Origin of the sequence: Psychrilyobacter atlanticus DSM 19335, from assembly GCF_000426625.1 — a bacterium.
Lineage (GTDB): Bacteria > Fusobacteriota > Fusobacteriia > Fusobacteriales > Fusobacteriaceae > Psychrilyobacter > Psychrilyobacter atlanticus.
The window spans coordinates 1193641-1219131 of record NZ_KE384547.1 but is presented as its reverse complement, the minus strand read 5'-3'; the positions used below and the strand labels follow the sequence as shown (position 1 = coordinate 1219131).

Annotated in this window: 24 protein-coding genes and 1 pseudogene; 11 read left to right on the top strand and 14 right to left on the bottom strand. The window is 31.1% G+C overall.

The window, feature by feature from the left end; genetic code table 11:
* Positions 1–56 precede the first annotated feature (56 nt).
* The 5 genes and pseudogenes from K337_RS0106180 to K337_RS17825 form a co-directional block, all read right to left on the bottom strand.
* Positions 57–1595, bottom strand: a complete 1539-nt coding sequence (locus K337_RS0106180) for an Eco57I restriction-modification methylase domain-containing protein (RefSeq protein ID WP_028855838.1) — start codon at positions 1593–1595, stop codon at positions 57–59.
* A gap of 144 nt (positions 1596–1739) precedes the next feature.
* Positions 1740–1895 (bottom strand): annotated as a pseudogene (locus K337_RS20470) (MipA/OmpV family protein); the annotation flags it as partial.
* A gap of 135 nt (positions 1896–2030) precedes the next feature.
* Entirely contained in the window at positions 2031–2405 is a 375-nt protein-coding gene (locus K337_RS0106170; protein WP_028855837.1) for an arsenate-mycothiol transferase ArsC, read from the bottom strand.
* A 31-nt stretch (positions 2406–2436) separates the two neighbouring features.
* Positions 2437–3483: an ACR3 family arsenite efflux transporter gene (arsB, locus tag K337_RS0106165; RefSeq protein WP_028855836.1), complete on the bottom strand. Its 1047-nt coding sequence runs from the start codon at positions 3481–3483 to the stop codon at positions 2437–2439.
* A gap of 37 nt (positions 3484–3520) precedes the next feature.
* Positions 3521–3841, bottom strand: a complete 321-nt coding sequence (locus tag K337_RS17825; RefSeq protein WP_037029217.1) for an ArsR/SmtB family transcription factor — start codon at positions 3839–3841, stop codon at positions 3521–3523.
* 97 nt (positions 3842–3938) lie between these two features.
* Here K337_RS17825 and K337_RS0106155 point away from each other — a divergent pair, with 97 nt between their 5' ends.
* The 3 genes from K337_RS0106155 to K337_RS0106145 all read left to right on the top strand — a co-directional run bounded on the left by K337_RS0106155 (position 3939) and on the right by K337_RS0106145 (position 6177).
* Positions 3939–4121 carry a hypothetical protein gene (locus K337_RS0106155; protein WP_028855835.1) on the top strand — a complete coding sequence of 61 codons (183 nt, stop codon included), beginning with the start codon at positions 3939–3941 and terminating at the stop codon, positions 4119–4121.
* A gap of 56 nt (positions 4122–4177) precedes the next feature.
* Positions 4178–5005: a sulfurtransferase gene (locus K337_RS0106150; protein WP_028855834.1), complete on the top strand. Its 828-nt coding sequence runs from the start codon at positions 4178–4180 to the stop codon at positions 5003–5005.
* 272 nt (positions 5006–5277) lie between these two features.
* Positions 5278–6177 (top strand): DMT family transporter, encoded by a 900-nt coding sequence (locus tag K337_RS0106145; RefSeq protein ID WP_028855833.1) that lies wholly within the window; start codon positions 5278–5280, stop codon positions 6175–6177.
* A 9-nt stretch (positions 6178–6186) separates the two neighbouring features.
* Here the strand turns inward: K337_RS0106145 and K337_RS0106140 are convergent, their stop codons facing one another.
* The gene (locus K337_RS0106140; protein ID WP_028855832.1) at positions 6187–6687 is read right to left on the bottom strand and encodes an NUDIX hydrolase; all 501 of its coding nucleotides are present in this window, start codon (positions 6685–6687) and stop codon (positions 6187–6189) included.
* 146 nt (positions 6688–6833) lie between these two features.
* The gene (locus tag K337_RS0106135; RefSeq protein WP_028855831.1) at positions 6834–7427 is read right to left on the bottom strand and encodes a TetR/AcrR family transcriptional regulator; all 594 of its coding nucleotides are present in this window, start codon (positions 7425–7427) and stop codon (positions 6834–6836) included.
* 172 nt (positions 7428–7599) lie between these two features.
* Here K337_RS0106135 and K337_RS0106130 point away from each other — a divergent pair, with 172 nt between their 5' ends.
* From K337_RS0106130 to K337_RS0106120, 3 genes are all read left to right on the top strand, one after another.
* The gene (locus K337_RS0106130) at positions 7600–8514 is read left to right on the top strand and encodes a ketopantoate reductase family protein (protein ID WP_169712878.1); all 915 of its coding nucleotides are present in this window, start codon (positions 7600–7602) and stop codon (positions 8512–8514) included.
* 115 nt (positions 8515–8629) lie between these two features.
* Positions 8630–9814, top strand: coding sequence for a cation:proton antiporter domain-containing protein (locus K337_RS0106125; RefSeq protein ID WP_028855829.1), 1185 nt, complete (start codon positions 8630–8632; stop codon positions 9812–9814).
* A 136-nt stretch (positions 9815–9950) separates the two neighbouring features.
* On the top strand, positions 9951–10817 hold the full coding sequence (locus K337_RS0106120) for a hypothetical protein (RefSeq protein WP_051251636.1): 867 nt from the start codon (positions 9951–9953) through the stop codon (positions 10815–10817).
* Positions 10818–11048: 231 nt separating this feature from the next.
* Here K337_RS0106120 and K337_RS0106115 read toward each other — a convergent pair whose 3' ends face one another.
* Both K337_RS0106115 and K337_RS0106110 read right to left on the bottom strand, forming a co-directional pair.
* Positions 11049–12296 carry a coproporphyrinogen-III oxidase family protein gene (locus K337_RS0106115; protein WP_028855827.1) on the bottom strand — a complete coding sequence of 416 codons (1248 nt, stop codon included), beginning with the start codon at positions 12294–12296 and terminating at the stop codon, positions 11049–11051.
* Positions 12297–12311: 15 nt separating this feature from the next.
* Complete coding sequence (locus tag K337_RS0106110; protein ID WP_028855826.1) at positions 12312–13205, bottom strand: radical SAM protein; 894 nt, start codon at positions 13203–13205, stop codon at positions 12312–12314.
* A gap of 197 nt (positions 13206–13402) precedes the next feature.
* Between K337_RS0106110 and K337_RS0106105 the strand changes: the two genes are divergently transcribed.
* Positions 13403–14563, top strand: a complete 1161-nt coding sequence (locus K337_RS0106105; protein WP_051251635.1) for a M14 family metallopeptidase — start codon at positions 13403–13405, stop codon at positions 14561–14563.
* A gap of 212 nt (positions 14564–14775) precedes the next feature.
* Here K337_RS0106105 and K337_RS0106100 read toward each other — a convergent pair whose 3' ends face one another.
* The 5 genes from K337_RS0106100 to glsA form a co-directional block, all read right to left on the bottom strand.
* Positions 14776–15684: a GGDEF domain-containing protein gene (locus tag K337_RS0106100; RefSeq protein WP_028855824.1), complete on the bottom strand. Its 909-nt coding sequence runs from the start codon at positions 15682–15684 to the stop codon at positions 14776–14778.
* 185 nt (positions 15685–15869) lie between these two features.
* On the bottom strand, positions 15870–16730 hold the full coding sequence (locus tag K337_RS0106095; RefSeq protein WP_028855823.1) for a DNA-binding domain-containing protein: 861 nt from the start codon (positions 16728–16730) through the stop codon (positions 15870–15872).
* Positions 16727–17827 carry an ATP-binding protein gene (locus tag K337_RS0106090; protein ID WP_156877326.1) on the bottom strand — a complete coding sequence of 367 codons (1101 nt, stop codon included), beginning with the start codon at positions 17825–17827 and terminating at the stop codon, positions 16727–16729. The genes K337_RS0106095 and K337_RS0106090 overlap by 4 nt, the downstream gene beginning before the upstream one ends.
* A 325-nt stretch (positions 17828–18152) precedes the next feature.
* Positions 18153–19595, bottom strand: coding sequence for an alanine/glycine:cation symporter family protein (locus K337_RS17820; RefSeq protein WP_051251634.1), 1443 nt, complete (start codon positions 19593–19595; stop codon positions 18153–18155).
* A gap of 32 nt (positions 19596–19627) precedes the next feature.
* Positions 19628–20545: a glutaminase A gene (gene glsA, locus K337_RS0106080; RefSeq protein WP_028855821.1), complete on the bottom strand. Its 918-nt coding sequence runs from the start codon at positions 20543–20545 to the stop codon at positions 19628–19630.
* 811 nt (positions 20546–21356) lie between these two features.
* Between glsA and K337_RS0106075 the strand changes: the two genes are divergently transcribed.
* From K337_RS0106075 to K337_RS0106060, 4 genes are all read left to right on the top strand, one after another.
* The gene (locus K337_RS0106075) at positions 21357–21644 is read left to right on the top strand and encodes a hypothetical protein (RefSeq protein ID WP_028855820.1); all 288 of its coding nucleotides are present in this window, start codon (positions 21357–21359) and stop codon (positions 21642–21644) included.
* A 191-nt stretch (positions 21645–21835) separates the two neighbouring features.
* On the top strand, positions 21836–23110 hold the full coding sequence (gene brnQ, locus K337_RS0106070) for a branched-chain amino acid transport system II carrier protein (protein ID WP_028855819.1): 1275 nt from the start codon (positions 21836–21838) through the stop codon (positions 23108–23110).
* A gap of 263 nt (positions 23111–23373) precedes the next feature.
* Positions 23374–24417 (top strand): AEC family transporter, encoded by a 1044-nt coding sequence (locus K337_RS0106065; protein ID WP_028855818.1) that lies wholly within the window; start codon positions 23374–23376, stop codon positions 24415–24417.
* 18 nt (positions 24418–24435) lie between these two features.
* A complete protein-coding gene (locus K337_RS0106060; protein ID WP_211226098.1) occupies positions 24436–25422 on the top strand; it encodes an NAD(P)-dependent oxidoreductase in 987 nt (328 codons plus the stop codon).
* Positions 25423–25491 lie beyond the last annotated feature (69 nt).

Sequence of the window (25491 nt, the reverse complement as noted above, 5' to 3'; positions counted from 1 at the left end):
TTAACCATATATAATTTTTTAACTTCCATTTAAATTTCCAAATAAGAACCTCTATTTTATTTCCTTCTATATTTTAGATCAAAAAAATATCCATCTATTAATTTTTGAGTCTCCTCCTCATAATTTTTGATCTGCTTCTTCACTAGCTTCTCAATATAGGCTATTTCACTTTTATCTTCAGAATAATATATAGGTGTTTCCTTTAGAGGAGTGGCGTAGAGCTCTAAATTATCCCCCTTCATCTTCCCGTTATATTTAAACCAGTCATAGAAAACCTTGGAATTTAGATAACCCAGGATATAAAATAAATTTATATCTTTTTGCTTAGGAGTGAGATAATATATGTCTGCACTCCCATAGAATTCACCTTCTGAATATGAAAACTTATTTATCTTAGATCTCTGTCTCCCGATTATCTTAGGCACATTAAATATCTTTTCATCTCTGGCCCACTGGAGTTCCCACCAATTAATAATGGATTTTAGAACTTCCCTCCTCCTACTGAGTCGTTCCTTATAAGGGTTCATATGCTTAGCCAGTTTTTTATCTAAAGCTACCTTATAATCCAGATAGAGGATCCAGTATTTATTGGAAGCATAAGAATACTGGTCTATATCTTTATTTTTATAGAATGGTTTTAGATATTCACTGTATTTTTTTTCATAGGAATCAAAAACAAAGGCCCTATCATGCCCGCTGACTATTCCCTGATTGATATTTAGGAGTTCTCCTAAGAAATGAGTTCTTCCATTATATACCTTATCCAATCGTTCCAAATCATCATTTTTAGCCAGGATAATCTTATCTCTATAATTATATATTTTATCACTATCTATAAAGTATTTTTCCCTATCATCTATTACTTCTAATCTGCCTTGTTTTTTTTCCTTTTTCAGGGTAAAAACAACGTTGTGCTGTCCTACAGCATCCTCAAAGACAGATTTATTATAGTTATTTATATATTTAAAGGTAGTATGTTTTTTTATCTTCTCCCTCAGTTTTTTAGCATGATCAGCTTTAAACCAATAATTTGTGGTTATGTAGCTCAGGACTCCTCCGTCTTTTAGTACATCTATCCCCTTGGCTATAAAAAAATAGGCGTAATCCATCTTTCCCTCATAATTTTCCTTCCCGAACTTATATTGCCTCATATCTTTAAAGATCTCTTTATTGTTCTTCTCACCAAAATAAGGAGGGTTTCCTAAAACAATATCATAGGTTTCATCGATCTCCTCCATGAGGGAGTTAGTCTCTATTAAATTTATATCTTTATCTGCAATCTCATATTTTTCCAGCACCTTTGAAATATTATTTTTGCATATCACCAGGGCTTCCCCGTCTATATCATAGCCTGTAATCCATGAACTGTTATAGATATACTCTCCTAATTTTCCCTTGGATAACTCCATAATAGTCTGTAGTAGTGGAATGATAAGATTACCCGTCCCGCACGAAAGATCAGCACACCTGAGGTTATCAAATTTGGATCTGCTGTAATCTCCATGAAAATATATTTCTAAGCTCTTGTCTACCATCTCTTTTGCTATATAATCCGGTGTGTACACCTTAAAATTTGTATCACTGTTTATATTCACTGATCCCCCCTTTTTTCCCTTTGCCTCTTCTTCTAATACTAATTTATAATTTTCTTCTACTTAAGTATACCACTAAATTTTATCAAAAAAAAGAAGCCACTATATAATTTATAGCAGCACTTTTAATCCTTTTTCTGTTTTTATTCATTTTTGATAGAATAGATCTCTCTCTTTTAAAAAATTATACCTTAAACCTACTCCCATAAAATAGTTAGCTCTTTCATCTACAATGGGTGAGTTCCCAATTTCGTCTGCCACATACTGCATCTCTGCTAGAGCAAATGCCGACCATTCAGATGTAAATTGATAATTACCTACTCTCTTCTAGTAACCTAGTTTGCAAATAGAATATATTTCTAATAATTTAAAGGTTTTTTTATTTTTTATCAAAAAAAGGCTTCCAACTTGGAAGCCTTTAAAACATGCTTTTTAAATTTAATTTTGTGACAGATCTTCTAATAATTTTTTTACCTTTAACTCTATCATCTCAACACATTTTTCCTTATCCTTTATACCTTCTAACCCAAAATTAACAACTTTATCTGCATGATGGATCGGACAGTCAATATCGCATCCCATCTTCACTAGAACATCTACTTTTTCAGGTAATTCATCCATACTGCTTGGAGAGTATCCCTCCATTGAGTATCCTTTGGCTTTCATTATCTTTTCCCCAGCTTCATTAATCTTTTCAGCTGGGTTGGTTCCTGCTGAATAGATTTCAAAACTCCCATCATTGAATTCATTTCCAAACCTTTCTCCGATAAGAGATTTAAAAGAATTTCCGTTACATACAAATGCTATTTTCATTGTTTACTCTCCTTTTTATTTTAATTTTTATCTATACACTTACCTTAAAGTATTTTCTTGTTGAATTTGAAATTTTTACTAAAATTAACATAACAGGCACTTCTACTAAAAGTCCTACTACAGTTGCTAAAGTTACTCCTGAGTCAATACCAAATATTGATATGGCTACCGCTACTGCAAGCTCAAAGAAATTACTGGCACCAATCATAGCACCTGGAGATGCAATTTCATGGGGCATATTCCATTTCTTAGCCCATAGGTAGGCTATAATAAATATCAGGAATGTCTGTATAGTCAGAGGTACAGCTATAAGAGCTATATCCATTGGATTGGTCAGTAATTTCTCTCCTTGAAAAGAAAATATGATGATCAGTGTTAATAATAACCCCGTCATAGTACTTTTATCAAATTTTTTAATAAATATATTTTCTAAATAATCCAGTCCCCTATGAGCCACTATAGATTTTCTTGTTATCCATGCTGCTACTAGAGGGGTTACCACAAATAAAATCACCGATAAAAATAAAGTTCCATAGGGTACACTAACATTGGAAACTCCTAATAAAAAACCTACAATAGGAACAAATGCCACCAGAAGAATCAGATCATTTACTGCTACCTGTACCAAGGTATAGGCTGTATCACCTTTGGTTAGTTTACTCCATACAAATACCATGGCTGTACAAGGTGCGGCCCCCAATAAAACTGCTCCTGTGATATATTCATCCGCAAGCTCTGTAGGGATAAGGCCCCCAAATATACCTTTTAAAAAAAGTACTGCTATAGCATACATTGTAAAGGGTTTAATCAGCCAGTTCATACTGGTTGTTATCGTCAACCCTTTTAAATTTTTAGTTGCATTGACTATACTTTTAAAATCAATTTTAAGCATCATTGGATAGATGATAAGCCATATCAATACTGCTATTGGCATGGATATATTTTCATACTCCAATTTTCCCAGTGCTGTGGGAATTTGAGGAATATACCTTCCGATTAATGTTCCTCCTATCATACATAAGATTACCCAGACTGTAAGGTATTTTTCAAAAAAATTAATTTCTATTTTTTTTTTCATTCCTTTTCCCCCTAATATAATTATATATATCTCTGTCTTAACATTTTAAATCTTTAGTTTTTTCCAGATCTTCCAAAAATATTCCCCCATCTAATCTTTCCTCTAATATTTCTTTTACAAAATAATTTTCTTCTAGAAACTTTTCAGATATTCTGTAATCAACCCATTGAACTCTTTTTTCTCCTACAATTATTCCTGCTTTTTTTAGTCTGTTGAGATGCCTGGAAAGGTTCGACTGGTTAAGCTCCAATATCTCTTCCAATATACAGACACAGGTTTTATTTTTATTGTACAGTATATTTAATATTCTCAATCTATTTTTATCTGCAATCAGTTTTAATATATCTATTATTTCCATACTTTCCTCCTGTAGTATATGATTATATAATCATATACTACTTTTTTTTTTGATAAAAGTCAAGATATTATAAATCGTTTATTCCAAAATTTAATTTATGAATAACTCTACTCTGTATAAACTCATCAATAAGTTAGAAGAAGGAGAGATTATAGCTAAAAATCTCAAATATGTAGATATCTTAGACAAAAAAATTAATGGAGTGTTTTTAAAATATTATCTGATAGATTCATTATATGAAAAAACAGGTCTTTTTTTTCTATCTATGGTATATTATTAGGTAGTTTTTATAAAAATCACTAAAAAAATATATAAATATTTACAGGAGGCTTTAAAATGAAAAATTTTATAAGTGTAAATCAATTAAAAGAAAATTTAAAAGACGTAGTAATCTTAGACGTAAGATTTGATCTACATAATTCGGAGTACGGACAAAAAAAATATAATGAAGAGCACATCGATGGTTCTTTTTTTATAGATCTGGACAGAGATTTAGCAGGAGATAAAAAAGAACACGGGGGTTCCAGACCTCTTCCTGAGATGGATAGATTCATTCAAAAGATAGAAAGACTGGGAATAACAAAAGAGAGCTCTATCGTCGTATACGATGAGGAGATGGTTACAGCAGCCAGAGCTTTCTGGATGTTTAAATATATTGGCCATGAGGATGTTAAAATATTAGATGGAGGATATCCAGAATGGATAAAAGAAAATGGAAACGTTACTAGTGATATAACTCCATTTCCTACAATAAGCACGTATGATTTTGAAATTCAAAATAATCTCTATGTTGATATCGATGAAGTTAAAGAAGCAATAATAGATAAAGAGATCTCCCTAGTAGAGTGCAGATCTTATGAAAGATATTTAGGGCAAAATGAACCTTTTTATTCTAAGCCGGGACATCTCCCTACAGCTCTCTCTATAGATTCCAAATCATTATTAAAGGATGGGAAGATAAAATCCGTTGATGAGTTAAATGAAATTTTTAGGAGACTGGACAGCTTAAAAAATATAGTATTTTCATGTGGATCCGGGGTAAATGCATCTTTAGACTATGCAGTTTACAGTGAATTTTTCTCCAATGGAAAAGTATACATAGGAAGTTATTCAGACTGGACAAGTTACCCTGAGAACTCCATTGAAACTAAAGATGAAAATTAAAATTTAGTTTTGGAATAGTAATAAATTAAGAAGTCATTTTAAAATGACTTCTTTTTTTATTATTTCTTATGAAGTCGATTATATGTAAAATGTTATTTTTTTCTTGCTAATAGTTATTATTAGAAGTATAGTTTTACTAATAGTTAATTTTTGAATAACTTAATTTCCTCTGTTGGTTCACAAAAAATATTTAAAAATCTATATAAATAATCCAAACTTAATAAATTTAAACAACTGCATCTAAATCAGATATAACCAAAGGAGGCGAGGAGATGGGAAAAAATGGATATACTCTAGCATTTTTAGCAGGTGTTGGATGGGGAACAATCGGGATTATCTCCTACTTTCTGGGAAAAACAGGTATTGGTCCCTTTGAAGTAGCTTTCTTGAGATTATTTTTTGCATTTTTAATCATGTTTCTTTTTTATTTCATGACGGATAAAGGAAAAGTGAGAATAGAAAAAAAAGAATTAAAACATGCCATTTTAATTGGAATTATAAGTCAGGGAACCATGAGTTTAGCCATGTATAAATGTATTTCTATGACATCTACAACAGTTGGAATAATGATGGTATGTTTGGGACCGCTTTTTACAGCACTTCTATCCAGAATCTTTTTCTCTGAAAAAATAACTTTATTCAAAGGTTTAGCTTTATTTTTAGCTCTTTATGGGGCATCTCTTGTTGTAACAGGAGGAGATTTTTCTAAGCTGCAAACCAATGGAGCAGGTCTTCTTGTGGGACTGTTATCGGCATTAGCCTTTGGATCTTTTCCTATATTAAGAAAAAAAATCCCCGAAAATTTTAATTTTACAGGGATTCTTATGTATAGTTTTCTAATAGGGTCTATTTTTACATTTCCTATGCTGGATATAAAAATACTTTTAAAAACATTCAGTCTCAATACTATTATTTTTTCAATCTTATTAGGGCTGATTCCCACAGTTTTTTCTTATACTATTTATTCTATGTCACTTAAATTTATCACACCTACAAAAGCAAGTATAATCAGTCTGGTAGAACTTCCAGCAGCTGCCATTATCGGTCATTTTTTCTTAAAAGAATATCTTTTGGCTGTAAATATAATTGGTATTGTTATATTATTAGGAGGGATAGTCATATCCAAAATAGAAATCCCCAGGGGGAAAAATATCTTTAAAACAAAATATTAGATTTTTTAACTAAACATTCTTCATCTTAAGATATTTTTTTAATGCACTGATATGCATTGGATAAAAATCACTTTGAGATCTTTCCAACTTTTCTTTTAATACCTTCAATGAAATCCATTGAATTTCTTGAGATTCGTTGGAAGATCTAAGAAGCTCCCCTTTAGCTTTACAGAGAAAGATCTGCACCATTACAGGGTATTCTCCACCTATATTTTGAGAAGTACTAAAAGACTCATAGTTTAAAACACAATATCCATTTTCTACTACTTTAACAGCTTCGTCTTCCCCTACAATTTTTATAACCTCTAAACCAGTCTCTTCCCTGATCTCCCTTCTTAAACATGTAAATATATCTTCAAATTCCCTTATTTTTCCTGCCGGTATCTCTAATAATCCATTTCCATCTTTGGAATCCTTAAATCTTTTTTGTATCAAGATAACATCTTCCCCATCTATATTATCCTCTATTATTCCTCTTACTGCCGGAATAGTAAATTTTTCTTTCTCCATTTCCCCACCTCATATTTCAAATTTATTTCAAAAACCATTTTTGTCAGTACTTACCCAAGCGTTTGAGGCTTAACGGCAAACGAAATGCAACTTCAAAGATCTGATTTTTATGAGAATAAAGGAAATCTTCAAATATTTAAATTAATTTATAAAAACTTAAAATTAGTGAGCATAAGCTCTAAATCTTTAAGAGTACGTTCGATTAAATTATAATTCCCTTCATGTAAACACCAATCAAAAGTGACACCTCTTGTTAATCTCATTATCATATCAGTGATTTCTTTAGAGGTTAGACTAGATATAATTTCTTTTTTATTCAGACCGTTTTCCAAGGTTTCATTTAAACATTTATAGAGATAGCGGTTCTCATCTAAAATATATTTACTATCAATTGTTAATTGGGTCGAATAAACATGCGTTGTAAGCTTGTAGCCATAAGATATTGTTATTTGCGATGATTCTTCAATTAAAGAATAAATAGTCTTAAAAGTATCTTCAAACTTTATATCTTTATATTTGTCTTTCAACAATGAATCTATTTTTTCATAACTAACTTTTATAACGTCTTCTTTAGATTGAAAATGATGATAAAAAGTACCAACAGATATATTCGCTTTTTCACATATGTCTTTTATTTTTACATCCCCGAAGTCAGAATATTTAAAAAGATCAATTCCTGCATCTATAATTTTTAATCTCGTATTAATAGCTTGTTTTTGACGGTTAGTTAGTTGTTTCATAGTACACCTCTTTTGATCATTATTTATTTATTTATTTATTATATCATTCACAGTTGGGGAAAACAATGTTGACAATCTATTCACAATGTGTTAAAGTTTTATCGAATCAAGTTCGGTGAATATGATTCAGCATTTTAAAAAAAGGAGTGGTGAAATTATGAAAATAGCAATTATGGGTGCTGGCGCAATGGGATGCTTGTTTGGAGGCTTACTAAGAAAAGCTGGAGAAGAAGTATGGTTGGTAGATCCTTGGAAAGAACATATGGATAAAGTAAAAAAAGAAGGTCTTTTAATGAGTGATAGCAGTGGTGATGAGTATATTGATATTAATGCAACTGTTGATCCTAAAGAAGTGGGCACTGTAGATTTTGTTATCCTTTTATCTAAAAGTAATTACTTGTCTAAGTCTATAAGAGAAGCACTTCCAATGATTGATGAAGATACTACGGTTCTTGCATTGCAAAATGGTCTTGGAAATGTAGAAATAATCAGTGAAGTTGTGGATAATAATCAAATAATGTTTGGAATTTGTGAAGTTGGAAGCGATTTAAAAGGACCTGGACACATCAAATGCCATTTGTTAGATGGTGTTATTAAAATCAAACCTTTGAATGGTACAGTAGATCATAAAGTAGAAAATATAGTAAATACATTTGCAAAATCTGGTGTAAATGCAATATTATCTATGGATGTTGAAGAGGATATTTGGGGGAAATTAGCTATAAACGGATGTTTCAACGCTGCTTGTGCATTAACTAGATTAAAAGCTGGTGATTTCATCGGTCACAATGAAGGAATGGCATTAGTAGAAGATATACTTAGAGAAATTGTTGCTGTAGCTCGTGCAAAGAAAATTTCCTTAGATTATGATAAAATCATGGGATTCATAAAAATACAACTTCCTAAAGTGGGAGCACACTATCCTTCTATGGCTCAGGATGCTATGAATAAACGATTAACTGAAATTGAATCAATCAATGGAGCGGTAGCAAAAGAAGGAAAAAAATTCAATGTACCAGTTCCAGTTAATGAAACAATAGTCAAATTAATGTCAATTATTCAAAATTCTTATGAACTACAGTTTTAGATATAACTATTTATATAAATAAAAGAATATCTTTTAATAAATTATTTATAAGAAGTTCCCGAATTTGTGTACTCGGGAATTTCTTATTATAAAGAGGCATTAACAGGGGGGATACATGGAACTTATTTTATTGTTATCAGTTATTGTGGTTATGGTTTTGACTGGTGTTGTATTTACTAAACTGGCAGGCGCTACTAAATTACCTGCGATTGCGGGGATATTAATTGGAGGAATAGTATTGGGAACGATAGGAAGGCTACTCAATATTGAATGGTTAACACCAGATAAATTAATGTCAATTCCTTTGTACAAAATTATATATGTATTGGCTCTTTCACCACTTGGTTTTTTACTGACAAAGGATGTTAGATTAAGTATAATAAAATCAAACTTTAAAAGTTCAATATCCATAGCACTTATTGAGATTGCAATCACCTTTTCAATTGTTTTTGGTGTTATGCGTGCATTTGGTATGCCTATGAGTGAAGCAATAATATTGGGCATAATTGGAGGTGGCACTTCTGTAGCTACGATTATTATGGCCATGCAAGGTTTAGAAGAAAAAATAAAAGCACGCTTGTTGCCAACTATGTTTATGAATCTTGTTTTGGTATTGCTTATCTTTGGTATTGTTAAGAATTTGTTAACGGGTTCAGGAGGCATCGCTATACCATTTATCATCATGACAACTTCATTAATATATGGTATCGTATCAGGTTTTGTTCTGTTATTTCTAGTAGGAAAGGTAAGTGATAAAGTAGCCCCACTAATTTATACTATAATATGCACTATTTTGTTGTTAGCTGGGACTAAATTATTAACAATTGATTTATTAATCACTTTAACTGTAGCCGGCATCACCTTTGTTAATATGATGATAAAAAAAATGCCACAAAAATTTGTTGTGATGGAACAAGGATTTCAAAAAATCATTAATGTCTGTATTCTTTTTTTTATGGTTGATTTAGGTATGAAATTGAATGTTATGCTTTTAGCTAACGTTTCTACCTTGGCAATTTCGATTGCTTACACAGTATCAAGAATCACTTCTCGTAGAATCGGATACAAAGCAGGTAGTATGTTAGTTAAAGGCACTAGAAAGGACGTTAGTATGCTAGGTAAACTAATGTTGCCTCAAGCAGGTCTTGCATTGACATTTATAGCATTTGCGTATAAAGACGGAATTGTCTCTGAACAAACCTTGTCAATGGTATTAGCAGCAATGTTGATTACTGAAATTCTTGGATTAATTATTGCTAGAAACACAGTTGTGAAACGAATCACTGAATTAGCAAGTTAAGGAAAACACTAGGGAATAAACCATTTGAAGGTTTAAAGTTAAGTCTTTGGATTGGGATAAATGTTTTTTTTAGTATAAAAATTTGTGTATTTGTGTAAATGTTTTTTTAGTATAAAAAAATGGAGAGTGATTTATTGTGAAAAAAAAAATTATAGTTCTTTTATCGTTACTTAATACCTGTCTTTTTGCTGGAGAACTTTCGGGCGCTCCTAATGAAGAGGTTAACTTAAAAGATGCTGCTAAAGTGACCAGGGAACTATCAAACCCTAATACTTCTTTGGCAAGTTTAAAGTTTAAATTTCAATATAGGGATATGAGTGGGGATCTTCCAGGAGCAGACTCTCATAACAGTTCTTTAGTTTTATTTCAACCAACCTTACCTTTTAAATTAGATAATGGTAATAAGATACTTTTTAGACCTGCTATTCCACTTTATTTAGATCAGGGTAGTCCTGGCTCCGACGGTAGAATACACTCTGAAAGTGGTGTTGGAGATCTGGGATTTGATTTAGTTTATGCAGTCAATAATCCAAACGGGATACTTTATGCTGGTGGTATTATAGGTCAGCTGCCTACCGGAAGTAATGAATTTACTCAGAACAAATTTGCCTTTGGTCCTGAAGTGTTAATAGCTAAAATAACAAATGAAAATTTAGTGGGGATACTACCTAATCACCGTTGGGATACTGGTGGAAGCGGTGATACTTCTATTTCTACATCGACAACCCAGGTATTTTGTATGAAATTCCTAGGAGAAGGTTGGGGAGTAGGTTCAACACCTAAATTTGCATATGACTGGGAAAATGAACAGTGGGATGTACCAATAAACGCAACTATAACAAAAACCGCTATCATCAATGGAAGGCCATGGAAGTTTGATCTTGAGGTTAACTACTATCTTGAACAAAATGAATTATATGGTAATGAGTGGATGATTAGTATAAATGTAGCTCCTGTAGTTTCAAATATATTTGAAACTATGATTGAAAATATGTTTAATTGATCACTCGCGTAATGGTTATTTAATATTATTTTTAAAAATTTAAAAGTAGAAGCAGATAGGATAAACCTATCTGCTTTTTTATATTCCTAATATTCTCTTTGTCCTTTTGAATAACCAAATTTTACCTTTCTCATTCAACATAAACTGATATATAACCATTCCATTGATAATTTAGTAATCATTTGAAAATAACCAGTCTTAATATAACGCTAATAAGGTCTATTTTGACTACTAATAAAGTTCAATTTTTTCTGGCCAAGGATTTTCTAAAGCCATTCTCCAGGTCTTATCGATATACTGATGTGTATATTTCTGTTCTACTAGATGAAAGTAATATGCACCTCTTTCGGTTAACCTATACCCAGTGGGATACTTTTCTAAAAATCTTAATTTCTCTAAGATCTTTAATTCCCAACTATATTTTTCAGCTAAGGTTTCATTAAATAACTCATTAAATGAGTCTGAATTTATCTCTATATTATAACAACTCCAAAAAAGCCAATATGCGGCTCTTGTTCTAAAATCAAATTTCATTACTAAACAAGTTGGATTTTTCCCCATTTCTATGCTTTTTATATATTCTTCTACAGAAAAAGTATTCACCTTAAAAAAATTGTCTGCAAGAGAAGCCGCACTTGGTCCTAATCCTATAAAACTATCCCTTGTTACCGAAGAGTATTTTGATGAACCTTTTTTAGCAAATGTCCATACTGAAGTTCTCTCAAAATTATTTTTTTCAGATACCTCCGACAGTCTATTCAGCATTTTTTTCTTTTGACTCCTCCCCAAAGGTTTATTTTTATTTTTTGAGTATGAAAAATCTATAAATGGATATGTTGATATCTGAGTAGCTCCTAACTCTACTGCTTTGTCAAAATCATACTCCAAGTCATCTTCAGTTTGTCCTGGGATTCCAAAGATCAGATCCACGTCAACAACATCAAATTGAAATTTTCTAACTCTCTCTAATTTCTCTTCAATATTCTCTTTATCTCTCCCTAGATTTTTCAAACAGTTTTCAGAAAATGATTGAACCCCTATGCTTATCATATTGAATCCATTCTCCTTTAACTGGGACAAAATTTCGTTTTCTAAATTGTCTGGATGTAGTTCAATTGCGAAGTTATTTTCAACATCAAAACTATTCCTTATTTCCGTAACAACATTCCCCAATTTCTCAATTAATAAAGCTGGAGTTCCTCCCCCAAAGTATATTGAAGTAATCTTTTTAGGGTATCTCTCTGAAACAATTTTTATCTCTTTTATCAGGGCATTTATAAAAAAATTCGCCAGATCTTCATTGTATAAAACCTTAAAATAGGGGCAAAAACTACATATTGACTTACAAAATGGAATATGGATATATAGACCAATCTCACCTGAATTGTATTTCAACTCTACTTCTTTTTGAGGTTTATAAAATATAAAGGGATTCCATCGTCTTGTTAAAATTAATTTTAATATATTGGTTAATAACATAGTATCCTCCTTTTACTATAAGAACCTTAAATACTCTAATATTGCTAAGGGTTTCATCCTCTGCAACACATAAATTTCCACACTAATGGAAATCCCACAATTTTTACATGTATACTTATCAAATATTCCCTCTCTGCAGCAGCAATTGGTAATTTGTCCCTGATTCATAACAACACTTCCCCATACTGGTCTCTCCCATTTATCACTTTTTAGTGCCCTCAAGCCATCAAAAGTATTTAAAATTCTAAAAGGATGTTTCTTTTTTAATCTTAACAACCTTAAGATTACATCTTGTTTTTCTTCAAAATTAAGCATAAGACTTCTGTCTAATCCGACATAAGGAGTGAATGTATGTACTAGTATTCCTTTTATTTTCTTTATGCTCAATATTTTCTTTATGGATTCTTCAAAGTTTTTATAATTTATTTTACTTATCACAAAATTTATATAGATATTTTTATGATTGCTATCCAAAATGTTTCTATATACTTTTGAAAACACCTCTCCCCTCAGTTTATTGTGTTCTATTTCATTTCCATCCATACTTACCCAGAGATAGTCAGCTTTTGATTTTAACTCAAAAGTTCCATTAGTACATATGAAGACTCTAAAAAATCCAAGTTTTTTAGCGTAAGAAACTACATCCTCAACATCATAGATCTCATCTTTCCATATAAATGGTTCTCCTCCGCTTATAATTAATATTCTAGATCCGAGGTTATAAAGTTTCTTTAAATCATCTTTAACCGAGTCAAAATGATAGTTCGGGTACCCAAGGTTTGCAACAATGCAGTGTTTACAATGTAAGTTACATTTGTCAGTTAAAATTATAGAACTGTTCAGAGGTATTCTTTTTTTTAATATTACCCTGTCTATAGCCCATTTTATATAAAATAGTACTTTTATCATAAAACCTCCTATCTGATCCTTATCGAAAAATTTTGATTTTGTAATTATATTAAAGGATTTAAAGTTTTTTCCTTTAATAAAGTATTAATAGGCTAATTTTATTAATTATTATCTCTTCTATAACCTATCAATCTATCATTATTAAGTAAATTTTAAATTAAAAATTAACTTTAATTATTGATCATGGAGGTGCTTCGATGCATAGTAATTTTTTTTGGATAATCATAACGATGATATTTTTCTTCTGTACAAGTTATACAAATGATAAACAGAAAACTAATAAAGTAATAAAATATTTTTCCAACGACTATACAAAAGCCCGAAAAAAATTCATAGACACATCCCTTATGGCAGGTGCCAGTATTAAGAGTTTAAAGAATCCAAATAAAGGACCTAATAATGAAGCTCTTTACACAGATATCGCCTTGTTCGGATCTAAGGATGCTAAAAATGTTCTCGTCTTGATATCAGGAACCCACGGGGTAGAAGGATTTGCAGGTTCCGGTATTCAGACTGGACTTTTACAGGAAGGGATTACTTCTAAATTAACCCATGATACAAGTATTCTTATGATTCATGCACTAAATCCTTATGGATTTGCACATATCCGAAGATTTGATGAAGACAATGTTGACCCGAATCGTAATTTTATCGATCATTCAGAATCACTCCCTAAAAATACAGGGTATGAATACCTTTCGGATTCGATTGCACCTAATTCTATTTCTTTTTTCTCTAATATAAAATCATTTTTCAAACTTTTATGGTATGGTGTAAAAAATGGCCAAACTAAATTGAAGTTTGCTATAAGTGGCGGTCAATATTCAGACCCTAAAGGTCTTTTTTATGGAGGTCGGTCCAAAACCTGGATGAACCAAACAATGGGATATATATCAGAGAAATATCTTGTACAGGCTGAACGTGTGGTAGTTCTAGATATCCATACCGGCCTGGGTCACTATGGAGAATATGAAATCATATTAAATGAAAAAGAGGAAACAGCAGCCTATAAACGTGCTAAAAAGTGGTGGGGAGACAAAGTAAAAACCACTTTTTCCAATGAATCTGTTTCTATCCACCTGCCCGGTTCTTTTAAACTTGCCCTTCCCCGTATGTTCCCAAATGCTGAAGTTACTGCTGTGAGTTTAGAATTTGGAACAATATCTTCTATGCGAGTATTTTGGGCTCTCCGGTCGGAAAATTGGCTATATCATCATGGCGGTAGAAATCATCTAAAAGCTGAAAAAATAAAGTCCAAACTATTAAGGGCTTTTTACCCAGATGATCCCAAATGGAAATTCAAAGTCTGGATTCAGGGACAGAAAATCGTAGAACAGACTCTAATGCACATACAATAAGTAGTACTAGCAAAATTATTGATGGAAACTAAATTAGCTGGAACACTTATATTTTGATTTTTTTATTTTCTGGTTTAAGTTAGAAACTTTATATAGACTATGAGAGGAATAAAATATATTTTTCGTAGACATACTCCTTTCCCACTACGAAATCTACCACCATAAAAAAAATAGACAGAACTAAGCTTAAGTGCCTGGCTCTCTCTATTTTTTTATACTGTATCTACAAATCCTATCCCGTTACGTCCACTTGTTTTAACTCTATACATGGCATCATCTGCTCTATTAATCAACTGATCAACATTACTCCCATCATGAGGGAAAAGTGCAATTCCAAAACTTGCACTGAGATCTCTGCATATTTTTTTCTCATGGTTTTCAAACCTCTTCAGTATACTCATCTTTATCCTTTCTGATACTAAAAAAGCTTCTTCTCTACTCAGTTTAGGCAGAAAATATATGAACTCATCTCCACCATGTCTGAAAACTATATCCTGATCTCTCAAATTTTTTTTTAGTATCTGTGAAATCACCTTAAGAATTTCATCCCCATAACTATGGCCATAGGTATCATTTATTTTTTTAAAATGATCTATATCCATCATAATAACTGAAAACGGCAACTTACCATATTTACTCTGATCAATCAGGTTTCCCAAGAGAAGCATTCCCTTACGCCTGTTATAGATCCCTGTAAGTTCATCATAGGAAGCAAGTTTCTCCAGATGTTTTTCCTGCATTACCTCTTTGGTAATATCAAATACTGCTCCAATAAGGCCGGTAATTTCCCCACTGTCATTTTTAAAGGTAGCTTTATGAAAACGAACATTATATAAATCATTTTCACGGGATGCTACCTGTCCGTCATAAACTTGAATGCCCGGACTATTAAATAACTCTTCATCTTTTTGAAAATAAATATCTGCTTTTCCCTTAGGGAATAATTCATGCACAGTCTTTCCTACCAACTTCTTCCTTGGAAGTTTTATAAACTCTTCAAATGCTTTATTGCACCCTAGATATACACCCTTTCTATCTTTATAGAAGATAGGAATAGGGAGTAGATCCACTAACTCTTCTAATGGTTGATTCTGCTCTTTAATAAATTCTATTAAGTTCATATTCCCTCCCTGTCCCTACTACTAATAATACTGCTATTAACTACTTTGTTATATTATACAGTTAGAAATAATAAATAACAAATTAATACCTTTTAGAAAAATTAACAAACTTTTAGGAAAATCAATAAGAAGTAAAATTGAAAGAAAGGTTAATTGTAAATATACAAAAGATAGTCTCTTTACATTTATAAGACTTTTAATACTATTCCCTCTATAAATTTTTTTACATTTATTTTCCCTTTTTTCCCCTCATTTTCATCAAAATTATTTATAACCTTTCTAATTTCACCTATATCAAAAAGTATATTTGAATATTTAGAAAAAACAGGGTTATAAAAATCTGCTGCTCCCACATGACACATATTTTCAAATGCTTTATATACCAATCTTCTTATCCTCTGCTCAAAGCTTTTAAAATTAATATCAACTCCATCATTAATTTTATAGTTTTTGATCACCTCTTGAAATATATCCTTTAATTGATAAGATTTAGAATGATTTTTTTCTTTAAGAATCATTATAGAGAGAATTACTTTTTTCAAATCATTTATTCCAAATTCTGATATTATTCCAAGGTCAGAAAATATTTTTTTTAGATCATCCTTACTTTCTTTTTCTTTAGGAGAAGTAGTATTTATTAAGGTAGTTCTTATAATTTCCATTGATCGATCCATATCTATAGTTTTTATTATATTTTCTAAAACTGTTTTTACCTCTATTTCATTGATGGGTTTATGGATAAAAAAAAGAACCCCTTGTTTATAGGCTTCACCTATCATATCTGAATCTTTCACTTGAGAGATCATGATAAATTTTCCTCTATATCCATTTTTGACACACTCTTTTATAATTTTCACTCCATCTTTTTCAGGAAGGAGAAAGTCTATCAAGACTATATCAGGATTGTAGATCTTTATCAATTCTGATGCATTGTCTCCCGAAGATAGTTCTTCAATAACCTCTCCTAATGAATTCTTTTCTATTATAAAACGAAGCATCATTCTAATAGATATATCATCATCAATTATAATAATTTTATTCTTCATATTGTATCACCTCTAAAATTTTTGATAGGAAGTTTTATTTTAAATTTTGTTCCATCTTCATGGGAAGATATTATATCCATATCTCCCTCCATTTCATCTACTATATTTTTTACATGGGAAAGTCCCATTCCCGTAGAAGAAATCCCAGTTTTTTTATCAAATTTTGTTGTAAATCCTGGATTATAAATAATTTCAAAAAATCCATTGGGTATTCCAGGTCCATTATCTGAGACAATGATATAGATATAATCAGTATCGCTATATTCCATAACTTCAATTTTTGAATTAGAAATTAGATAGGTAGTCTCCTCGGCCATAGCTTCTATGGCATTAATAATTAGATTATTTATTATTATAAAAATTTTATGATAATATCTGATTTTAAAATTATCTTTAAATTTAACCTTAAAAACAATATCTAGATTTTTTTCTACGAGATAGCGTTTAGTATTATTTTTTATTATATCTCCAATCTTTGTCAGGGATATAATTTCATCATGCTCAAATTTATTAAAAAGATTATCCAAACCTATCACTACCCTTGTATAATCCTTTTTTAACTCGTGTATTTCTCTAGATAAATCTAGAAAGTATCTTTTTGCTTCCTCTATCTCTGACACTGTCTTGTAAGAAGTATATGCCTTTTTCATAAGGGTTTCCACATTAGTAGATATCTTTTTTAGATAAAAAGATTCTGCTTCAAGATCTGAAGCCATTAGATTTAACTTTATATACTTTTCATTGTGTTCCTCTTGAAGTATCAACATTTCTTTTTTTTTGTATGCAAGAAAAATGGTATACACTATAATCCCCCTTATAATTATTGCTATTATCATATAATTAATAAGAGGCAGATGATGGCTATTTTTAGCTAGAAGTTCTAAAAGATTACAGATAAAATCCATAATTAAAAGTATAATCATCATTTTCCCATGATTATATTTTTTTATATCAATTATTAAACAGCCCATTAAAAAAGTATAATAATAAAATATTGCCGGCAGAGCCAAAAACCAAGATTTTTCTAGGGTATAATTAAAGAATCCCCAATTTAATATAAAAATATCGATAAAAAATATGCCTAAAAATAATCCCATAATTTTTTTAAAATTAATATTTCTATCTAAAAGAATCAAAAGAAAAATAGTGAAAACAGCCCCAGAAAATTCAAGTTCCTTTTCGAAAAAATAGTAACGTAAATTCTTAGTTAAAAGAAGGAGTATAAAGTAAGAAAAATATTTGTTCAAAGTATCACCTCAAAAATATATATATTGTAGTCTCTGTATTATCATTATCAAAAAAACATAACAAAATTATACTATATAAATAAATGGAACACAAAAGATTTAATAACAAGACACAAAAAAAACCTTGTTCTAGATTTAGAACAAGGTTCAAATTTAAAAACTTTTTATATCAAATTTAAACATTTACAGTTTTAACTTGCTTTTCTGTAAATTGTTCTGCATGTTTTTCTGTCCAAACTTCCGCTTTTTCAAGTCCTTCTATATTAGAAGATATAAATACTGGATCTTTCCCTTGAGATTTTTGTTTTTTATAATCTGCTAGGATAGCAATTGCTAGATGACCTAATCTAACTATAGCATATAGGTTCATAAGAGCCATAAGACCCATGAATAGATCGGCCATATTCCATACTACTGATACTGCTGTTTGAGTTCCAAAGAAAACCATTCCTAATACAGCTATTCTAAATACTTGAAGCCAATTTTTATTCGCTTTAAGGAATTCTATATTAGATTCACCATAATAATAATTACCTATGATCGAGCTGAATGCAAATAACATGATACATACAGCGATAAATAGATTAGCCCAAGAACCCACTTGTGAAGAAAGAGCTGTCTGAGTAAGTTGAATTCCAGTAAGTCCTTCAGTCTGGTTAGCTCCTGAAATAAGAACTACAAGTGCAGTACAACTACATATTAATATAGTATCTACGAAGACTCCTAAAGTCTGAAGAAGACCTTGTTTTACAGGATGACTTACTTCAGAAGTAGCAGCTGCATTTGGAGCAGATCCCATTCCAGCCTCATTGGAGAAGAGTCCTCTTTTTATACCCATCATCATGGCAGCTCCAATACCTCCACCTGCTGCAGCTTTCATCCCAAAAGCTCCTTCAAAGATCATAGCAAAAACTTGAGGGACAAGAGTAATATTCTTTCCAATTACAAAGAACGCAACTAAAACATATGCTGTAGCCATAACAGGTACTAAAATCTCAGAAACTCTTGCAATTCTATTAACTCCTCCAAATATAACCATGGCAGTAACAGCACTAAGTCCTACTCCCACAAAGATTCTACTTATACCAAAAGCTTCCTCAAAGGCAAATGAAACAGTGTTTGCTTGAACTGAGTTGAAAACAAGTCCAAATGATATTGTTATAAGTACAGAGAAAATCATTCCCATTTTTTTCTGCCCCAAAGCTTTTTCCATATAGTAGGCAGGTCCCCCACGATAACCATTTTTATCTTTTATTTTAAATGCCTGGGCCAAAGTATTTTCAATAAAACTTGAAGATGCTCCTAAAAGAGCAATAACCCACATCCAAAATACTGCTCCTGGACCTCCTACAGATACTGCTATTGCAACTCCTGCAAGATTTCCTGTCCCAACATGGGAAGCCACACTTATACAAAATGCCTGAAATGCAGATACTCCCCCTTCTTTTTTTGAACCACTTCCTCCTAAAACTTTAAACATCTCTCCTATAAAACGAAATTGAACAAAGTTTGTTTTTACAGTAAAAAATACCCCTACTCCTATTAAAACCGCGATAAGTACATAAGACCATAAAATTGTGTTTCCTGTATTGATAATATTATTGATTAAATTAAACATTTATTCCTCCTTATTTTATTATGTATTTTATTTTAAAAAATGCTGCAAGAGAGAATTTTAGATATACTCTCTAAAAGAGCATAACCTCCTATGGAGTTACCTTTTGAATCTAAAGCAGGGCCATAAACTCCTATTCCCATCTTTCCTGGAACTAATGAAAGTATTCCTCCACCTACTCCTGATTTAGCAGGTATTCCGACTCTTACTGCAAACTCTCCTGAACCATCATACATGCCGCATGTAACCATCAAGCTTTTTATTAATTTAGCAGTATGTATAGAAATAACCCTTTCTCCTGAACTAATTACCCCATTATTTGCAAGAAAAAGCCCTATTTTTGCCAAATCATATGCAGATACTCTTATGGAACATTGTTTAAAATAAACATCTAAAGCTTCTTCTACATCTCCCTCAATGATCCCATCATTTTTCATGAAATAAGCCATAGCTCTATTTCTATTTCCAGTTGTTTTTTCTCCCATATAGATATCCTCATCATGATCTAAATTAGGATTTTCTGAAATTTTCTTTATAAATTTTAAAACTCTGTTAAATTTATCCTCTGAAGAGTTCCCTTTTATCATAGAGGATACTGCTATTGCTCCAGCATTTATCATAGGATTAAAAGGCTTACTTAAAGATGTTTCTAATTTTTTTATAGAATTAAAAGCATCTCCTGTAGGCTCCATTCCTATCTTTGAAAATATATAATCTTCTCCATTATCCAATATTGCTAACATTAAAATCAAAGGTTTGGATATACTTTGGATAGTAAATTTTTGCTCATAATCCCCAGCCCAGAAAACTGTCTTATTGTTATCAATAAGACAAACCCCAAAGTTTTCCTTATCTGCATTTTTTAAACCTGGAATATAATCAGCTACCTTACCATTTTTACATTTTTCTTTATTTGCCAAAATTAAATCATAAAGAACATCTGAATCTATCATTATGAATCTCCCCCTATAACAAAATATACAATTATATATCATTATATTTATTCTGAACTATTAGGTCGGCCAACCTTCTGTTTGTACAATTGTAATACACAAAATATAGAATGGTCAATGAGGAGGAAAATATGATTTATATACAAAAAAAACTCATATAATATACGATATATATATATCATATGCTTTGTTTTATTTTTATTTTACAATCTCAGTAGGTTATAGTAGGGCTCAGTAATATCTTGTTAGTTAAAAAAATAATAGAACACTACATATAAACTACATATATTTAAACAATATAATTTATGTATAAAAATATTAAAAATTTAAAATCAGATGTTTTTATCTAAATCCCTTTAAAATAAAGGTTTAAAATGTATTTTTATCTTTTTAATTATTATATATTTTTTATTTTACAATCTCTAATTCAATGATTACAAATGTAACAACTATCATAACCATGGACATATTCAGTAAAAAATCACCTTATAAGAGGTTTAATAAACCCTCTAAAGGACTCATTAAACCTCTTCTTTAATATTTGGGTTCTATACCCAACCTTCCCCTCTCTATCCTTAATTTTATTAGCTTATAGCCAAGCTCTCATTTCAATTCTGAGAAAACAGAGGATAGATTATAAGGGAGAGTCTCTCAACAGGCCTTCAGGGGCAAATAAACGATTTTTTATTCTTTTACTTCTATTTTTTCGGCTCCTATGCACGATATCGTGCATCCTTTGTATTTTTTTAGTTTTCTATGGAAGACTTAAATAGGAGGACTTTTAAAATATCATATAGGGAAGGTGATCAAAATGATAAAAGTTTATACAGATATTGAAGAACTGGATCAAAATATTTTTAATTATACAGACATGTCTTATAGGGGAAAGTTATTGTTTATCTATATCTTGTCGATACATAAAGATAATTTTCACTTTTCTCCTACAGAGATATCCAGAAAACTTGGCTGTTCAGTTACTTTTGTAAAAAATGCCATGTGTGAACTTGAAAAATATAATATTTTATCTAAAATAAGTCACAAAGAGGGTTCTCATAGATACGAATATACCTTTAATTTTTATAAGAGACCTAAAAGATAAATTTATAGTTTAAATTTCTCCAATATTTCATTTTTATATACAAAAATATCATAAAAATGAACTTTTTATAAAAATAAAGACATTAGTCCTTTTATTAAACAATTTCACATGATAAACTAATTAAAATTTAACAAAGTTAAGTTATATCAAACGCGATATTGTTAAAGATAAAAGTATTTAAAGGAGTATAAATGAAAAATAAAAATGATGTATTAGTATTTGGATTAGCAATATTTGCTATGTTTTTTGGAGCGGGGAATCTTATCTTTCCTCCAGAGATTGGTTTAATGACTGGAAAAGAGTGGTTAGCAGCTTCAGCGGGATTTTTTCTTACTGGAATATGCCTTCCTGTCTGCGGTCTACTTGCATTTAGCAGGGTTACAGATATAAATAAGTTTGGTAACAAAGTTTCTAATAAATTTAACACCGGTTATTTCACACTATTGATTCTTTCTATAGGACCGATGCTTGGAGTACCTAGAACAGCTGCTACAGCCTATGAAATGGGAATAGCTCCTAATTTTGGAGATATAAACCCACTATTAGTCTCATCTATATATTTTACTGTTGTATATATTTTAGTCATGAAGCCTTCAAAATTAATGAACAATATAGGTAAATACTTGACTCCTATAATATTGACAATCCTTGCAGTTATAATCCTTAAGGGATCTTTCATGGGGTTTGGAGTTCCGGGAAATAAAATTATAGATCAGAACTCATTTTCTTATGGATTCTTTGGTGGATATCAGACTATGGATGCTATAACTTCTGTAATATTAGGAGCAATAATAATAAAAGGTCTAAAAGCTAATGGGTACGTCAGAGAAACAGAGCAGAGAACTATGATAGTAAAATCAGGTCTTTTAGCAGGTTTAGGAATGGCTCTTGTTTATGGGGGACTATTATATCTTGGAGCTATGGCTAACGGCAACGGTCTGTCTCTTAGTAGATCTGAATTAATTATGTATTTTGCACAAACAACTATGGGTTCTTTAGGTATAGCGGCTTTAGGGATGTGTGTAACTGCGGCTTGCCTGACAACTTCGATAGCGCTGGTTGCTATAGTAGCTGATTTTTTCTCAGAGAGAACAAAATTATCATACAGGACGATCACAACAATAACTTGTGTAATATCAGCAGTATTGGCTGCTACAGGATTAGGATTTATAATAGATATAGCAGTCCCTATACTGACAATACTTTATCCAGTTACTATAATACTTATAGCCTTAAATATATTAAAAATAGACAACCCGAATATATTCAAAGGAAGTATATATACTGGATTATCATTTAGTATCCTTGAAGTTATATCTAAAGCAGGAATATCAGACAACCTTACTGGAGCTTTTAATCTTCTTCCATTTTCTTCTGAAGGATTCGCATGGTTATTGCCCACACTTCTTATTTCCATATTTACCGGGACTCTATTAAAGGGCCATACAAAGATTGCAGTTGAATAGAATATTCACTATTAAGATCGTCGTAATGACGATCTTTTTTTATATCCTATAATAATTTCCTCTCCTAGTTATTTAAGTTATTTAAGTCAAATAACTTTTATTTTCGGCCTTTTTACTTAACTTAATTAAACAACTCATTTAAATAATTAGTTAAATAGTAAATGAAAAAATTATCATATATAATCGAAACATAAATATTTTCACCTATTTTTCTAAGATTAATAGTGAAAATAATAATTTAATTTTTCATAGGAGGGCTTTTAATGAGCTTAGGAATTATTTTACAAAGTATATTTAGTAACAACAATATTGTCGGTGCCATAGCATCCTCTATATTAATTATCTTATTCGGTTTTTATTTGAGAAAAAAGGATATTTTTTCAAGTGAACTCTCTAAGATGTTAAGTAATGTTATCTTATCGGCGTCTTTACCTGCATTGGCATTTAAAGCATTTATGCAAGATATCAACAAAGATAGTCTGAGAGAGGGAATAAATCTTTTAATTTGGGGATTTGCCATATATATCATCCTTATCTTGGTAACTAAGGTTATCTACCTAAGATATAAAGGAGATAAAAAAGATGTTTTCAGAGTTTTAACTATCTTCGGGTCTACAACATTCTTTGGAATTCCTATTATAGGAGCAGTTTACGGAGCAACAGGGGTAATGTATGCTTCTATATTTAATATCGCCTACAGAGTATTCTTATATTCTTATGGATTCATTAAGATGTCTGGTGTAAAGATGGATAAAAATAATCTTAAAAGTATGATATTAAATCCAATCGTCGTAGCAACATTTGCCGGAATGTTTATCTGGATCTTCCAATCATCGCTGCCGCAAGTTTTAATTGGTGAAAAAAGTTATGCATTTCTTAGGATAGATAAAACAGCATTTTGGTTATTTAAACCAATGACATTCTTAGCAAGAATCTGTTCTCCACTGGCCTGGTTAGCTATCGGATCAAAGTTAGCAGATATCTCATTAAAAGATGCATTTCTATCTACTGAATCTTGGTTATATAGTGTTGTAAAAGTCATCTTAGTACCTGTTATAAATATTGTTGCTCTATATATTTTGAAAGTAACTGGGATATTACCCCTTTCATTTACAGCAGTAGCTACTGTAGTTATAATGATGGCTACTCCTACAGCAACAGTTGCAGCAGCCTTTGCCATAAAATTTGACAAAGAGTCACTGCTGACATCTAACTGCTCATTGCTGTCAACAGTACTGAGTGTTGTGTGCATGCCAATTATCATCATTATTTTAGAAATTATCAAAAATTTAAATATATTTGCATAGGGAGGAGAGAAGATGTCAATAAATCTAATGTGTTACGGAGTAAGAGAGGTAGAAGTACCTTATTTCAACGAATTAAATAAATACAGCTACAACACTACATTGGTAGAGGACCTTTTAAATAGTGAAAATTTAGATATGGTTAAAGGACATAACTCTGTCATGCTGAGAGGAAACTGCCATGCAACCAGAGATGTTATAAAAACTATGGCTGACTATGGAGTGAAATATCTTCTTACAAGAACTGTAGGATTTAATCATATCGATATCGATGCAGCTAAAGAATACGGGATGAAGGTAGCTAGAGTTCCTGGTTATTCACCCAATGCAATAAGTGAGTTAGCTCTGACCCTTACAATGACCCTTTTAAGAAGTACTACCTACACAGTTAATAAAACTGTAAAAAAAGATTTTACTGCTGACCCTACAATGTTCAGTCCAGAGATAAGAAATTGTACAGTTGGAATAATCGGTACAGGAAAAATCGGACTGACTACAGCCAGACTTTTTAAGGGATTAGGTGCAGATGTTATAGCATACGATGTCTTTGAAAATGAAAGCGCCAGGGATATAGTAAGATATGTCTCTATGGAAGAACTGCAAAAACAATCAGATGTTATTTCTATCCACTGTCCTTATTTTAAAGACAGCAACCATCATATGGTAAATGATAAATTTATCGGCAATATGAAAGATAACAGCATTCTGATAAATACTGCAAGGGGAGAACTACAGGATATAGAAGCAGTTATCAGAGGATTAGAATCCGGTAAACTAAAGGGATTCGGTACCGATGTTTTAGAGGGAGAGCACAATATCTTCTTTAAAAATTTAGAAGGGAAACCTTTAGATGCAAATGTGGAAAAATTAATAAATTTATTCCCCAGAGTAATGATCACACCACATATTGGTTCATATACAGATGAAGCACTGACAAATATGGTAGAGATCTCATACGACAACTTAAATGACATCCTCACTCAGGGATACTCAATTAATGAATTATAATGTATAATATAAAGGCTGTTGAATAACTCAACAGCCTTTATTATTAAATGGAAAATTTTTCTTTAACAA

Coding starts and splice junctions, on each gene's coding strand:
- K337_RS0106170 (WP_028855837.1), bottom strand. CDS start 2,405: ATGAAAATAGCATTTGTATGTAACGGAAATTCTTTTAAATCTCTTATC.
- arsB (WP_028855836.1), bottom strand. CDS start 3,483: ATGAAAAAAAAAATAGAAATTAATTTTTTTGAAAAATACCTTACAGTC.
- K337_RS17825 (WP_037029217.1), bottom strand. CDS start 3,841: ATGGAAATAATAGATATATTAAAACTGATTGCAGATAAAAATAGATTG.
- K337_RS0106155 (WP_028855835.1), top strand. CDS start 3,939: ATGAATAACTCTACTCTGTATAAACTCATCAATAAGTTAGAAGAAGGA.
- K337_RS0106150 (WP_028855834.1), top strand. CDS start 4,178: ATGAAAAATTTTATAAGTGTAAATCAATTAAAAGAAAATTTAAAAGAC.
- K337_RS0106145 (WP_028855833.1), top strand. CDS start 5,278: ATGGGAAAAAATGGATATACTCTAGCATTTTTAGCAGGTGTTGGATGG.
- K337_RS0106140 (WP_028855832.1), bottom strand. CDS start 6,687: ATGGAGAAAGAAAAATTTACTATTCCGGCAGTAAGAGGAATAATAGAG.
- K337_RS0106135 (WP_028855831.1), bottom strand. CDS start 7,427: ATGAAACAACTAACTAACCGTCAAAAACAAGCTATTAATACGAGATTA.
- K337_RS0106130 (WP_169712878.1), top strand. CDS start 7,600: ATGGGTGCTGGCGCAATGGGATGCTTGTTTGGAGGCTTACTAAGAAAA.
- K337_RS0106125 (WP_028855829.1), top strand. CDS start 8,630: ATGGAACTTATTTTATTGTTATCAGTTATTGTGGTTATGGTTTTGACT.
- K337_RS0106115 (WP_028855827.1), bottom strand. CDS start 12,296: ATGTTATTAACCAATATATTAAAATTAATTTTAACAAGACGATGGAAT.
- K337_RS0106110 (WP_028855826.1), bottom strand. CDS start 13,205: ATGATAAAAGTACTATTTTATATAAAATGGGCTATAGACAGGGTAATA.
- K337_RS0106105 (WP_051251635.1), top strand. CDS start 13,403: ATGCATAGTAATTTTTTTTGGATAATCATAACGATGATATTTTTCTTC.
- K337_RS0106100 (WP_028855824.1), bottom strand. CDS start 15,684: ATGAACTTAATAGAATTTATTAAAGAGCAGAATCAACCATTAGAAGAG.
- K337_RS0106095 (WP_028855823.1), bottom strand. CDS start 16,730: ATGAAGAATAAAATTATTATAATTGATGATGATATATCTATTAGAATG.
- K337_RS0106090 (WP_156877326.1), bottom strand. CDS start 17,827: ATGGGATTATTTTTAGGCATATTTTTTATCGATATTTTTATATTAAAT.
- K337_RS17820 (WP_051251634.1), bottom strand. CDS start 19,595: ATGTTTAATTTAATCAATAATATTATCAATACAGGAAACACAATTTTA.
- glsA (WP_028855821.1), bottom strand. CDS start 20,545: ATGATAGATTCAGATGTTCTTTATGATTTAATTTTGGCAAATAAAGAA.
- K337_RS0106075 (WP_028855820.1), top strand. CDS start 21,357: ATGATAAAAGTTTATACAGATATTGAAGAACTGGATCAAAATATTTTT.
- brnQ (WP_028855819.1), top strand. CDS start 21,836: ATGAAAAATAAAAATGATGTATTAGTATTTGGATTAGCAATATTTGCT.
- K337_RS0106065 (WP_028855818.1), top strand. CDS start 23,374: ATGAGCTTAGGAATTATTTTACAAAGTATATTTAGTAACAACAATATT.